General features: G+C 65.4%; 10 protein-coding genes. 5 read left to right on the top strand and 5 right to left on the bottom strand.

Going from position 1 to position 12,749, the window contains the following annotated elements:
* Positions 1–17: 17 nt before the first annotated feature.
* The 4 genes from OG874_RS22595 to OG874_RS22610 all read right to left on the bottom strand — a co-directional run bounded on the left by OG874_RS22595 (position 18) and on the right by OG874_RS22610 (position 3,931).
* Positions 18–1,001 (bottom strand): conjugal transfer protein, encoded by a 984-nt coding sequence (locus OG874_RS22595; protein WP_330257116.1) that lies wholly within the window; start codon positions 999–1,001, stop codon positions 18–20.
* 121 nt (positions 1,002–1,122) lie between these two features.
* The gene (locus OG874_RS22600; RefSeq protein WP_330257117.1) at positions 1,123–2,274 is read right to left on the bottom strand and encodes a GAF domain-containing protein; all 1,152 of its coding nucleotides are present in this window, start codon (positions 2,272–2,274) and stop codon (positions 1,123–1,125) included.
* Between the two features lie 257 nt (positions 2,275–2,531).
* Positions 2,532–3,422, bottom strand: coding sequence for an ROK family protein (locus tag OG874_RS22605; protein ID WP_330257118.1), 891 nt, complete (start codon positions 3,420–3,422; stop codon positions 2,532–2,534).
* A gap of 59 nt (positions 3,423–3,481) precedes the next feature.
* On the bottom strand, positions 3,482–3,931 hold the full coding sequence (locus OG874_RS22610; protein WP_330257119.1) for a hypothetical protein: 450 nt from the start codon (positions 3,929–3,931) through the stop codon (positions 3,482–3,484).
* A 187-nt stretch (positions 3,932–4,118) separates the two neighbouring features.
* Here OG874_RS22610 and OG874_RS22615 point away from each other — a divergent pair, with 187 nt between their 5' ends.
* Complete coding sequence (locus OG874_RS22615; protein WP_330257120.1) at positions 4,119–4,895, top strand: MerR family transcriptional regulator; 777 nt, start codon at positions 4,119–4,121, stop codon at positions 4,893–4,895.
* A gap of 250 nt (positions 4,896–5,145) precedes the next feature.
* A complete protein-coding gene (locus OG874_RS22620; RefSeq protein ID WP_330257121.1) occupies positions 5,146–7,317 on the top strand; it encodes a hypothetical protein in 2,172 nt (723 codons plus the stop codon).
* Positions 7,318–7,344: 27 nt separating this feature from the next.
* Here OG874_RS22620 and OG874_RS22625 read toward each other — a convergent pair whose 3' ends face one another.
* Complete coding sequence (locus tag OG874_RS22625) at positions 7,345–8,832, bottom strand: class I adenylate-forming enzyme family protein (protein ID WP_330257122.1); 1,488 nt, start codon at positions 8,830–8,832, stop codon at positions 7,345–7,347.
* A gap of 385 nt (positions 8,833–9,217) precedes the next feature.
* On the opposite strand from OG874_RS22625, the gene OG874_RS22630 reads away from it, so the two are divergent.
* From OG874_RS22630 to gndA, 3 genes are all read left to right on the top strand, one after another.
* On the top strand, positions 9,218–9,814 hold the full coding sequence (locus tag OG874_RS22630; protein ID WP_330257123.1) for a TetR family transcriptional regulator: 597 nt from the start codon (positions 9,218–9,220) through the stop codon (positions 9,812–9,814).
* Positions 9,815–9,920: 106 nt separating this feature from the next.
* Complete coding sequence (locus tag OG874_RS22635; RefSeq protein WP_330257124.1) at positions 9,921–11,177, top strand: cytochrome P450; 1,257 nt, start codon at positions 9,921–9,923, stop codon at positions 11,175–11,177.
* Positions 11,178–11,298: 121 nt separating this feature from the next.
* Entirely contained in the window at positions 11,299–12,744 is a 1,446-nt protein-coding gene (gene gndA / locus OG874_RS22640; RefSeq protein WP_330257125.1) for an NADP-dependent phosphogluconate dehydrogenase, read from the top strand.
* Positions 12,745–12,749: the final 5 nt, after the last annotated feature.

Raw genomic sequence — 12,749 nt, forward strand, 5'->3', positions numbered from 1 at the left:
GGCCTGCCTCTTTCGTATCAGTTCTGGGTCGCCCGCGGAATCTGTGCCACCGACGATGGCACCGAGGAGGTGACCGAGGTCGAGGGGCGGCTTCCGCGCGAGTCCTGCTCCGCGACCACGGCCGGCGGATTCGTCATTGCGGGGACGGAATCCACCGACTGCACCTGCCACTGGCCACCGTCGCGCACCATGGTCAGCGGGTAGGCCAGCGTCGCGGCCGCGCCGCCGTCGCCCTTGGGATTGACCGTGGCCAGCACCTGCGCCGTCGATCGCGCGGTGCCGCAACTGTTGTCATCGGAGGTGACCGCGACGGTCTCCACGGCGGTGAACGGGGCCGGGCGCAAGGCGGCGATCCCGGCGTCCAAGGTGATGTATCGACCCACGTCTCCGGTACCGGTCAAGTACGCCGTCAAGAAACCCGAAGCCACTTGAGCCAGCGGGGTATCGGTCGTGCACGGCGAGGAATACGCCTGTGCCAGATCCGCACCCCGGCTGGGCGGTTCCACCAGGGCGGGCAGCGATAACGCCCGCAGTCGCCCGTTGAGCACCGATACTCCGACCCGGTAGTACTGCCGCGCCTCGGCGGCGGTCCCGACGGTCCCGGTAGTCCCCGCGGCTCCGGTGGTCTTGCCGACCCGAACCGATACGGTTACCGACCAAACCTCGAGTGCGTCGAAGCTGCCGATGCGCGCCACGTACACCACCATCGGTTCCGACACCTGCCGCGCAGTCGTCGGCAGCGTGATCTGCTGCGCACTGCCGCCGACATATTCACCGAGCCGATCCTGTTGTCCGGCAACCGAACCCAGGTAGGTCACGATGAACTGCTCGGCGAACGAACCGGCCAACTGCGCGCGTCCGACGGTCGCGGGCGTGGCACTGTCGGACGGTGGCGGCGGATCCGTGGCGAACCAGTCGAGGATCGCGTGGCCACCGCCCAGGATCGCGAGCACCGCGAGCACCGCGACGATCACATTGTCGCGGCGGCGGCGTGCGACCATTCGGCGAAGTAAATCCTCGCCCGAATCAGTCGATCTGCCAGCCATTGTCCGCACTTCCGAAATGGTAGAGAGCACAGTCGTTTCCGGCCGCCCCGCCATTCCCAAGGTTGGGGACAGCGGGTCAGTACGCCGGACTACGTTTCAATCGATGTGCGAGCCGATACTGCAGCTGATCGTCGTAACCGATCGGCGCCTGCCCCTGCGGGGATTCCTGCGCGTCGCGCCCGGATTCCAGCATCGGCACATCGTCGGCAACCCGAACCAGCTGTGCGATAGCCAGTTGCCGACTCGGATATCCGGGATACGGGTAGAGCAGCAGCGATGTCGGCGTGTAACCACCGCCGTAGTTGAGCGCCCGCACCGTGACACCCGCGGTATCCCCCGATTGCAGCCGATCAGTGAGGCCCACCAACCGGATACGGTCGTCCGGATGGAAGACGTCCACCGGCCGGAACAGGTAGTCCCAGCGGATCCAGGGCGCCGGATCCGTGAGCCAGTGCGAGATGCTGGCGCGCTCGGTCTGCAGGATCGCGAGGTGAGTTCCGGCCCGGCGGTGCGCCTCCCGCAAACCGACTCGTTCCAGCGTCGGCCATTCCGAGAATTCGTTGTCCGAGGTGACATCCTCGATCAGCAACCACGCGCCGTGGGTCCGGTCGTCGTCGCGGGCCCGGATGGTGATGCGCCACCGCCCCGGCCGCTCCGGCCCATCGTGCACCGTGACGTCGAATTGGAGCTTGTCACCGGGTTTGGGACTGTAGAGCAGATCCAGAACCTCGGCATGTCGATTGAATCCCGAGATCCGATGGAACAATTCGGCGATCGACATCACCGGCGCATACTGCTCGGCCGAATTGCCGGTCAGCCGCGTCGCGCCGATCGGTTGCTGGATGGTCTGGGTACCGAGGTCCCAGATCGCACCCACCGCGGCCGGCAGCACCGGACATGTCGCAGTGGCAGAGCCCATCCACAACCGGACCGCGTGCACATCTCCGCCGGGTCCGAACACCGGATGGATCCGCAGCAGGTGCGGCCCCGAACCGGTCTGGATTGTCAGATCCACATCCTCGGCCCCGTCGCGCGCCGCGCGTAGGGCGTCGACCAAGCTCCGAGTCTTCAGACTGTCATAGAGAGCCGGTGTCCTCGCCAGCAGCCGCTGTAGCACACGCTGCCAGTCGGCGAACTCCCGCGGCGCTTCCCCTACCGATGCCACCGACATCGCCTCGGGCGTCAACGTCTCGATCGTTATCCAAGGAATTACTGCGCCACTCGTCATCGCACTTGCCCGTACCAGCCGTTCTTCCGGAAGCTGTCACCCGCGGGCGACACCATGTGACCAGAACAATGTACCGCTATCCAACGGCTCGTTCAATAGGTTTCTGGATGTCGACATCACATGCAGTCTGCATGACATGGACACGCAACGTTCCCCAAGCGGTCGTTTCTTAACATCCGCTTGAGGAACCTGCGGTTAAACATCAGAATTCCGCCGCGCGCACCAGAGTTCGCAGTCGACGTAGAACGACCCGGCGCTCAGCCCTGTACCGACAGGGCCAGCACACCGGCGCCCGCCAGCACACCCACCTCACCGAGTTCGGACGGCACGACACGCAGACCGGTCAGGAAGCTCAATCTGGCATGCGTGGCAACGGCCGCACCGAGCGATTTCCACAGCGCGGTACCAGGCCGAGCCAACGGGCCGCCGACGATCACCCGATCGAGGTCGAGCAGTGCCGCCACCGAAGCGATCGCCCGACCGAGCGCCGTTCCGGCTCGACTCAGCGCTGCGAGCGCGATCTCGTCACCGGCCTGAGCAGCTTCGATCAGGTCATCCACAGATTTTCCCTGCCAGCCTTGCGCGCGCGCCCATTTCAGTGTGAACGCACCGCCGGCCACTGCCTCCAGGCACCCACGCCCCCCGCATTCACAGAGGTCGTCGAAGCCCGGAACCAGTACATGCCCGATATGCCCGGCGTTACCGGTACGCCCGACCATCACGAAACCGCCGATCATGACGCCGCCGCCGATCCGGTCGGAAACCATGATCGACAGAGCGTCCATCACGTCCTGTGTGCCACCGAAGTTACGCTCGGCCAAGGCCAGGCAGACACCGTCGAAGGCCAGGTGTATCGGCGCAGCGGGAAATAGCTTCTGAACCGCCTCGACGATGCCGAAACCGGTCCGCCACTCGGCAATTTCGGAGGGCGCCACGACACCGGCCGCCATATCGATCGGACCCGCCGAGCCGATGCCGACGCTGGTGACCTCATCGCCGCCCGCGACCTCGAGTAGCAGGTCTCGGCAAGCGTCCCATGCCGCACGGGCAGGAATCGGGCTACGCCGAATGTCGTCTTCGCCGACGTCTTCGGCCACTCGACTCGCCGCGAAACCGTGTGGCCCGATCTCCAACGCCAACATCGTCATGAGTTACCCACCGCCAGAATTGAGTTCGTCGTAATTTGTGGACGAAGCATAGGTCAGGATCAGTGATCGCCGGTTCCGGTGGGTTCCAACCGACGGCCCAGCACGATATGGCGGCGCGGAGTCGTCACGGCGGGTTCGGCGGGCGCCGGGCGCGAGCCGGTGCGGATGATCCGCAGCGGTCGCTTATGATCGATCGGTGTAATGCGATGGCGGTCCAGATCCGAGACGATCTTGCCCGCACTGTCGTAAGCGACTCCGGCCCAGATCATCGCGCGGGGACCGGTGCCGCGCTCGGTGAGCGTCTGCGCCAACTGCTGGCATTTGGTGAAGAGCGGGCAGCTCTCGCAGATTCGCATGGCCGCTCGCCAAGAGTCCGGGGTACCGACGTCCAGATCCCAGTCGTCGGGACCGTCCGCACAGGGCGGTCGATGCGCGGACCTACTCGGGATCGTCGAAATCCGTGCCGTCGCGAGGGATTCCGTGGCCAAGGAAGTTCGGGTGATGCTCATAGCCGTCTCCGGGGATGCCGAGGGCACGCCAACCAGGTTGCGCGCCCATTGGTTCGGGAGGTCATCAGGGCTGCTCAACAGTCCCCGGAAGGGCCAGCGACGAATGCTGGTAGACGCACGTTAACCCACTATTGGCCGCTGGGCAATCGCTTCTGCCGCCACTTAACGGCACGTTGACCAAGATGTGATGCTGGCGTATCGTTGGTTAACGGCACGTTTGTTTACGAGCCATCCTCTGAGGAGCGAATTGTGGTTTCCTATGGATATGGCTGTTGAGTCCGAATACACGATCGACGAGCTGGCGCGGGCAGCCGATACCACCGTGCGCAGCGTCCGCGTGTATCACGAGCGCGGGCTTCTCCCGTCGCCCGAAGTACGAGGTCGTATCGGCTATTACGGGTCCGATCACCTCAACCGGTTGCAGACGATCAGTCGCCTGCTCAGCCGGGGTATGAAGCTGAACGGGATCCGGGAACTACTCGAAGCCTGGGATCGCGGTGAAGGACTGGCGGAGGTGCTCGGCGTCGCCGACCCACCCGCCTCGGAAGCGATTACGATCGCCGCGCACGCGTCGCCACCGGAACGCAGGTCGGCGCCCCCGGAACTTCCGGACTACGTGCAGCAGGCGCTCGCCACGAACGGCGATCCGCACGAGGCATACCGCGTGATCAACCCGCGCTGCGGCGACCTCACCACCCGGCTCGTCGATGCGGGTATCCCGGCGCGCGACGCGTTCGGTGTGGTCGAGCGGCTCAGATCCGACTGCAACCAGATCGCCGATCAGTATGCGACCCAACTGTTCTATTTTCTGGCGGGCCAGACCTACGAACAGTCCGAGCGCACACCGAAGGACCGCGCCAAATTGGAGACAGAGCTGGCCATCGCCCGCCTGATCGCCACCCGCGCGGCGTCGGAGCTGATCGACCAGGCCTTCGCCCGCCACGCCGAGCTGCCTCCGGCCTGACACCTACCGCGGAAACGAATCACGTTGAGCGCAAAGGGTTTTCGCTAATCTCGCGTGCACTACCGTGAGGAGTGTGTTCGGGCGAGCTGCAGGTGTTGTTGGCACATGGGTGATGTCGGGGCGGTCGAGCCGAAATGCGCTCTCGGACATCGAATTCTGGGATACGGCGCGGTGGCGGCCGCGAGCGGTAATTCGCCGATTCGCACGATGGGTCGGCGCTACTCGGCTGCGACGAATAACGGCCCGGCTGATGTTCGGCGTAGTCGTGTTGTTCGTTATTCCGATGACGATCGGTGCGGTGGCGACGGCGCAGACCCAGACCGATAGCGCCGGGTCCTCGACGATCGATGCCATCGGCTGGATGGGAGTCCGGGATTCATCCGGGGTACCGCTGGCCAATTACGTATTCGTGACGAATCACGGCAGCTTTCTGCATCCCGGGTATGTGCCGTTGTCGACGGTACTCGAACTGGAGTTCGCGGGGATAATGGCTACCGAGGCCAGCGGGATCGCGGTGGTCCTCTTTGTAGTGAGCTTTCGCTGGCTCGACCTGGTCGCACAGCCGCTGTCGCGGGTCGCCGACGCCTTCTCCGGCCAAGTGGCCACGCCCATCGTCATCACCCTGGCGGCAACCATTGGAGGGGGTTCCGTAGCCTGGTTCGCCCTTCAGCAGTACTTCTCCAAAGTCACTCTTCAGGTGGTGGCGATGCTACTCGTCGCGGTATTCGGCGTGCCGTACCTTGCGCATCCGATGGCCGACGTCTTGTCTCCGGATGGGCTGCTCGCACAGGGACGTGACGTCGGTGTCGCGGTCGCCGCGGGCCTCAACGGCCAATCGAATCCAGATCCGAGAGTGGTCGTCGACTCCATCGAGGGCACACTCGCCGACAACTTCGTGCGCTATCCGTTGCAGGTGTGGAATTTCGGCCATGTCGTCGACGAATCACCCGCGTGCCGCGCCGCCTGGTCGGCCGGGGTATTGGCCGGTAGCGCCGACAAGGTCGCCAGCGGCATGAAACGATGCGGCGACATCGCGGCGTACACGAAGGCCGACAATCCCAATGCAGGCCAAATCTGCACCGGTTTGCTATTGCTGGTTTTCGCCGCCGTCCTGCTGATGTTCGGCGTGTATCTCTCGGGAAAGATCGTACTGGCCGCCGCGGAGGCGATCTATCACGCATTCATGGCCATCTTCGGTTTCGCGGCAGGCGGATTCATCTACGGACCGAGCCAGACCTTCCTGGCGCGCAACCTGGTCGATGCGTTCGTTTCGGCCGGGAAAATGATCGCATTCACCGTATATCTCGGCCTCTATGCCCTGATCCTCGGCGATGTGTTCAAGCAGGCACAGGGCCATGGCATCGCGGTGATCTTCATCGGCGGCTCGATCATGATCATCGGGATCGTCTTGCTGCGACGGATGAGCCGGAGCCTTGCCGCCGCACCCAGCCGGATAGCCGGTCAGATCAGTGCTGTACTCGCGAGCGGACATGTCGCCCAAACCGGTGGTGGCGGTGGCGGCGGACCGATGATGGGACCGGGCGGCAACATGTCCGGCACGCAGCGGCTCGTCACCACGCTCGCCGCGCTCAATACGGTCAACGCCTCGCCGGTGACCGAATATCTCATGGGCCGCAGGCGCTCGCCGTTGAGTTCCCGCTCCAGGTTGCGCCAGGAAGCGGAGGTCGCCAATATGGAGCAGGCTGTGGAGGCGGGCCGCTTCGGCTGGATCCGTAACTACTACCGGACGCGCGAGCAGATCATCGACTCCGCGCGGTCCGCCGCGGCCTCATATGGCCACACTCCCATGGGCGCCGCCGTCGCGGTGGATCGGGTGATCGACCGCGGCGCCAGCCTGGGCGATGCCGAAGCAGCCCTGTTCAGCGCCGGATTCACCGACAAGGAAATGCGGACCAACGCCATCAAGGCTTACAACTACCGAACCAGCTGGGGGCCGAATATGTGGGACGGCGACAAGCACATCGGACAGGCCATCGCCTCACTCGGCGTCCTCAAATTGGGCCGGACCCCCGCCAATGTCGCGCTGTTCCAGCGAACCGCGCACCGGCTCGCAGAACGTCGGTTCGCCGATCCCGATCTGCACTTCAGCAGCTTCACCGCGCCGGAGCAGCAGTTCCTGCGCGAGTATTTCAACAACCCCACCGAACCGGTCATTCATGCCATTCGGGATGTCGTGTCGGGCACCGGGAATTCGTTGCCCAACCTGACCGGCACCGTATCCCGGGATCGTGCCGCGTTGATGAACAGGTTCATCAACGTGCACCTCAGCCGGGAGTACCTGGCGGCCGCCAATGCCGAAGATTTCGCGACGGCATCCGGAATTCTCCAGAAGATGGCACTGCCCGAATACTGGACGGGCAGCAGCACGCTGACTCCGGCGAAGGCCATCCCGACGTTCTAGTTCGAGCCCAACCTGCTAGTTCGGGAGTTACGCCACGACCTCGGCCGACTCCCGCTCCGGAACGCGAAAGGAAATGTCCCACGTCGGAATATCGTCGAACAACCGTGCCGCCAAGTACCGGCTCGGTTTTCCGCTCGCCAGCCGCGGCAGCGTTTCCACCATGCGGATCCGCCCAGGCACCTGGTAGTCGTCGAGGTGTGCGCGGCAGTGCTTCAGGATGTCACGTTCGGTGCTCTGCGCACCGTCGCGGAGGCGGACGACCGCGGCGACGTCATCGACCAACTCCGGATGTGGCACCCGGGTCACCAGCGATGACACGACATCGGGATGCGTATCCAGCACGGTCTCCACATCGACCGGCGCCACCGTGCGGTCGCCGCGGTGCGCGATTTCGCTGAGCCGCCCCAGGATTCGCAGCCGCCCATCTTCTGCCTGCCTGGCCACATCGCGGGTCCGCAGCCAACCGTCCGCGGTGAACGCGGCCGCGGTAGCCGACGGATTGCCGAGATACCGGCTGAACAACGAGCTCCCGCGCACCTCCAGCTCGTGGCCGCCCGCGATCTCCTCTCCCGTCAGGCGGAATTCCACGCCGGTCGGCGTGCCGACCGTGCCCGGAACCCGTTGCCACGACGGCGGATCGGCCGCCGCCTGATGGCTCGTCTCAGCGAGTTCCAAGGCCTCGACGACCGGGCACCCGAGCAGTTGTTCGGCGCGCTCGGCGGCGCGGCGCGGCAGCGGTGCCGACGCGGTGCGCAGGAATCGCATGGGGTGCGCGGTTTTTCGGGAAGCAGTCAGGCCCGCGGTGAGTGCGTCCAGTTGCGGCGGCAGCAGCGTGAGCCAGGTCGGCCGTGCCGAATCCAGCAGGCTGCGCACCTTCTGGTTCACCGTCGGCATCACCACCGTGCACCGGGCCTGCAGGGTCGCCAGCAGGTTCGCGAACAGACCATGGCCCTGCGACCATGGCAGCAGCGCGATGGTGCGGTCCTCCGGTGTGAGTGCGAAATGACCGGCGACAGCGGCGATTCCGGACGCCACATTTGTCTCGGTGAGCGCCACCGCTTTGGGCGCTCCGGCCGATCCCGCGGTGAACAAGATCAGCCGATCGCCTTCGTTCACGGTGGGATCGGGCAAGGTCGGACCCCAACGCGCCGGAATCCACTCGAGCTGAGCCGGGGACTCGAACGGGTTGCGCCATAATAGCGTCGCATGCCATGACGACACGGGTGTCGGCGTCACGACCACTCGCGGCCGTGCCAGCGTCAGGATCTCGCGCTTCTCCCCCGCGCTCAGATTCGGATCCAGTGGCGCGAACACCGCGCCGATATTCCAGGTAGCGGACAATACTGCCGCGAAGGCAGGAGAATTCGGTAGTTCGGCGACCACCACATCGCCGGGCCCGACGCCATTTCTCTTCAGACACCACGCGACAGTCTCGGCCCAGGCATCGAGCTGACCGAATGATAGGAGTAGATGGGAATCGGAGGAAATAAGGAACGGCCGATCGAGTCCGTCCATCACAGGGTCCTTCCGATGGCACGATGGGTTTCCCACTCCCGTCGCGGATTTCGAGAATCCGCCACGGGAGTGGGGCCACGAGCGGCACCCATCGCAGGCCGCAGCAATTATCCCGGCACCTCCAGGCAAGGGGGAACAAGAGGTGCGGAATAAAAAACCGAAGGTTGCGCGACCTACGCCTTCCACATCGTGACGTCTCTGACGCCGCCATCGAGGTCCAATTCTTTAGCGGCGCCAGGCACTGAACGGTACCGGTGGAACTCACCCGCGCAAATAATCCCAGTTCCCATTATTGGGAACCATTCACCCCGACACGCACACCGGCCGCTTGGCCCTGCCCGGTGCGGGACTTACGCTGCTCTGTCTGGGAACAACCGGAGGGCGCATGTCTGGCGAAAGCAAACCGGTCGGCCGCAAAAGAGATTCGGCGGCAACACGAGTCGCGATACTGGCGGCGGCGCAGGAGCTGTTCGCCGAGCGCGGCTACGAGCGCGCGACGGTGCGCGATATCGCGGCGCGTGCCAGGGTGAATCAGGCGTTGCTGTTCCGGTACTTCGGTAGCAAGGACGAGTTGTTCCGGGCGTCGATCGCGGATCGGGGACGGCGAGTGCTCGAGGAGGGGCCGGTCGACGGGTTGCTCAGCCGCTTGCTGGCGCGGACGCTCGAGCCGACCGGCTCTGCGGCACAGGGACATTGGTTGCAGGCCGCACTGCGCTCCAGCGGGCACGACGAAGGGGCGGCGGCGGTCCGGCGGGAGTTGGGTGACGAGTATGTCCGTGCGCTGTCGGGGCTGAGCGATGACGCGGACGCCGACTTGCGCGCCGATCTGTTGCTGGCGTGGTTGCTCGGAATCGGGTTGGTCCGTTCGGTATATCGCCGAGATCCGTTGGCCGGCGCCGAACCCGGTGCGGTTGCCGAGCATGTGCTGCGCGCCGCGCGGGTGCTGCTGGCGGGAGTCGACGTGAATTTCCCACCGCCATAATGGGATTCACCCGTTGACGAGAGATTGACACCTCCCTACCATCGGTTGTAAGCACTCGCTTACATCGCTCGGACGCCTGCTCTTCGCGTTGCGGAAGGGAGATCACATGAATGCAGCATCGCGCAGCGATTCGATGGAGGGTGGCGGCCAGGTGAGGGGTGGGCCCGTCGACTATGAGGTGCGCCGCTATCCGTTCGGCACTCCGAACCGCCTCGAGATGGATCCGCTTTACGAGCGACTGCGCCGAGAGGAGCCGATCAGCCGCGTCCGGTTGCCCTATGGCGGCGAGGGCTGGCTGGTCACCCGCTATACAGAGGTGAAGTCGGTACTCGCCGACCCGAGGTTCAGCCGCGCCGCGGCCGTCGATCGCGAGGACATCCCGCGCGCCACGCCGACGCCCGCGCGCCGCAATTCGATGCTGAGCATGGATCCGCCCGAGCACACCCGGCTGCGCAAACTGGTGGTCAAGGCGTTCACCGGCCGCCGGGTGCAGCAGTTGCGGCCACGCGCACAGCAGATCGTGGACGAGCAGCTCGCCGAGATCGAGCGCTGCGGTCCGCCCGCCGACCTGGTACGCCAGTTCGCGCTGCCGCTGCCGGTCACCGTGATCTGCGAAATGCTCGGTGTCCCAGCGCAAGACCAGCACCGCTTCCGGGACTTCTCCGATACCGTGCTCTCCACCACCGCGTACACCCGCGAGCAGATCGGTGCCGCCCGCGCGGGCCTCGAGGCGTACCTCACCGAACTGGTGGCGCAACGCCGGGAGCAGCCGACCGATGATCTGCTCGGCGCATTGGTCGCCGCACGGGACGACGAGGACCGGCTGAGCGAGGAAGAGCTGGTCAATTTGGGCATCGGACTGCTCATCGCGGGCCACGAGACCACGGCAAACCAGATCGCCAACTTCACCTATGTGCTACTCACCGAGCCCGGGCACTGGGAACGACTGCGCGCCGAGCCGGAGCTGGTCCCCGGCGCGGTCGAGGAACTGCTGCGCTACGTCCAACTCGGTTCGGGTGGCGCGTTCGCCAGAATCGCCACCGCGGATGTCGAGCTGGACGGGGTCACGGTCCGGGCCGGGGAGTCGGTGTTCGTCAACACCCAGTCCGCCAACCGGGACGAGGCCGTCTTCGACAATCCGGAGAAACTGGACCTGACCCGAGTACGCAACCCGCATATGGCATTCGGGCACGGCGCCCACCACTGCCTCGGCGCGCAGCTGGCCAGGGTGGAGTTACAGGTGGCGCTCGACTCCTTGCTGCGGCGGTTCCCGGCTCTGCGCCTCGCGGTGCCGGTCGAAGAGGTGCCCTGGAAGACCGGTCTGTTGGTGCGCGGACCGAAGGCGCTTCCCGTCAGCTGGTAGGCGTGTTCAGCTCCGTGCAGGCGACGGGGTAGAAAAGGTCGAGGCGTTTGTGAAGCGATTCACGGCGCCGCCGCTTCGCGCGGTCACGTCCCACTACCTGTCGAACGAAGAGAGCTGAGCAATGGCGTCCGCAACAGCATCCGCACAGATCGGGGTTACCGGCCTGGCAGTCATGGGTAGCAATATCGCCCGCAACTTCGCCAAACACGGCTACACGGTGGCACTGCACAATCGCAGCATCGCCAAGACCGACGCACTGCTCGCCGAACACGGCGCGGACGGAAACTTCGTGCGCTCCGAGACCATCGAAGAGTTCGTCGCGGCGCTGGAGAAGCCGCGCCGGGTGCTGATCATGGTCAAGGCGGGCGATCCGACCGACGCGGTCATCGAGGAACTGGCCGCGGCAATGGAGCCGGGCGACATCATCATCGACGGCGGCAACGCCCTCTACACCGACACCATTCGCCGCGAGGCCGCGATGAAGGCGCGCGGGCTGAACTTCGTCGGCGCGGGCATCTCCGGCGGCGAGGAGGGCGCTTTGAACGGCCCGTCGATCATGCCGGGCGGACCGAAGGAGTCCTACGAATCCCTCGGCCCGCTGCTGGAGTCGATCGCGGCGCAGGTCGACGGCACGCCGTGCTGCACGCATATCGGTCCCGACGGCTCCGGCCACTTCGTCAAGATGGTGCACAACGGCATCGAGTACGCCGATATGCAGCTGATCGGTGAGGCCTACCACCTGTTCCGCGATGCGCTCGGCTTCGGCGCCAAGCAGATCGCCGATGTGTTCACGCAGTGGAATTCCGGAGAGTTGGAGAGCTACCTGGTCGAGATCACCGCCGAGGTGCTCAACCAGGTCGACGCGAAGACGGGTAAGCCGCTCGTCGATGTGATCGTCGATGCCGCCGAACAGAAGGGCACCGGTCGCTGGACCGTCAAGTCCGCACTCGATCTCGGCATCCCGGTCACCGGCATCGCCGAAGCGGTATTCGCCCGGGCACTGTCGGGTTCGCGTGCGCAGCGCAAGGCCGCAGTCGGCCTCGCCGCGGGCACGCTGGGTGAAAAGCCCACTGATGTGGAGCAATTCACCGAGGACATCCGGCAGGCGCTCTATGCCTCGAAGATCGTCGCCTACGCACAGGGCTTCGATCAGATCGCCGCGGGCAGTGTCGAATACAACTGGGACCTGCACCCCGGCGACCTCGCCACTATCTGGCGCGGTGGCTGCATCATCCGCGCCCGCTTCCTCAACCGGATCAAGGACGCCTACGACCAGAATCCGGAACTGCCGAGCCTGATCCTGGCTCCGTATTTCCGCGACGCGATCGAAACGGCCATCGACAGCTGGCGCCGCGTCGTCGCCACGGCAACCCTGCTCGGCATCCCGGTACCGGCCTTCGCCTCCTCGCTGTCGTACTACGACGCCCTGCGCGCCGAACGGCTGCCCGCCGCCCTCACCCAGGGCCAGCGCGACTTCTTCGGCGCGCACACCTACGAGCGCATCGACGCACCGGGCAAGTACCACACGCTGTGGAGCGGTGACCGCAGCGAGGTCGCCGCGGACTGATTCTC

It is taken from the genome of Nocardia sp. NBC_00565, from assembly GCF_036345915.1.
Taxonomy (GTDB): domain Bacteria; phylum Actinomycetota; class Actinomycetes; order Mycobacteriales; family Mycobacteriaceae; genus Nocardia.

What these genes read in the sequence shown, in the direction of transcription:
- OG874_RS22625 (WP_330257122.1), bottom strand. Translation starts at nt 8,832, where the DNA reads ATGGACGGACTCGATCGGCCGTTCCTTATTTCCTCCGATTCCCATCTA.
- OG874_RS22615 (WP_330257120.1), top strand. Translation starts at nt 4,119, where the DNA reads ATGCTGGCGTATCGTTGGTTAACGGCACGTTTGTTTACGAGCCATCCT.
- OG874_RS22600 (WP_330257117.1), bottom strand. Translation starts at nt 2,274, where the DNA reads ATGACGAGTGGCGCAGTAATTCCTTGGATAACGATCGAGACGTTGACG.
- OG874_RS22630 (WP_330257123.1), top strand. Translation starts at nt 9,218, where the DNA reads ATGTCTGGCGAAAGCAAACCGGTCGGCCGCAAAAGAGATTCGGCGGCA.
- OG874_RS22610 (WP_330257119.1), bottom strand. Translation starts at nt 3,931, where the DNA reads ATGAGCATCACCCGAACTTCCTTGGCCACGGAATCCCTCGCGACGGCA.
- OG874_RS22605 (WP_330257118.1), bottom strand. Translation starts at nt 3,422, where the DNA reads ATGACGATGTTGGCGTTGGAGATCGGGCCACACGGTTTCGCGGCGAGT.
- gndA (WP_330257125.1), top strand. Translation starts at nt 11,299, where the DNA reads ATGGCGTCCGCAACAGCATCCGCACAGATCGGGGTTACCGGCCTGGCA.
- OG874_RS22635 (WP_330257124.1), top strand. Translation starts at nt 9,921, where the DNA reads ATGAATGCAGCATCGCGCAGCGATTCGATGGAGGGTGGCGGCCAGGTG.
- OG874_RS22595 (WP_330257116.1), bottom strand. Translation starts at nt 1,001, where the DNA reads ATGGTCGCACGCCGCCGCCGCGACAATGTGATCGTCGCGGTGCTCGCG.
- OG874_RS22620 (WP_330257121.1), top strand. Translation starts at nt 5,146, where the DNA reads ATGTTCGGCGTAGTCGTGTTGTTCGTTATTCCGATGACGATCGGTGCG.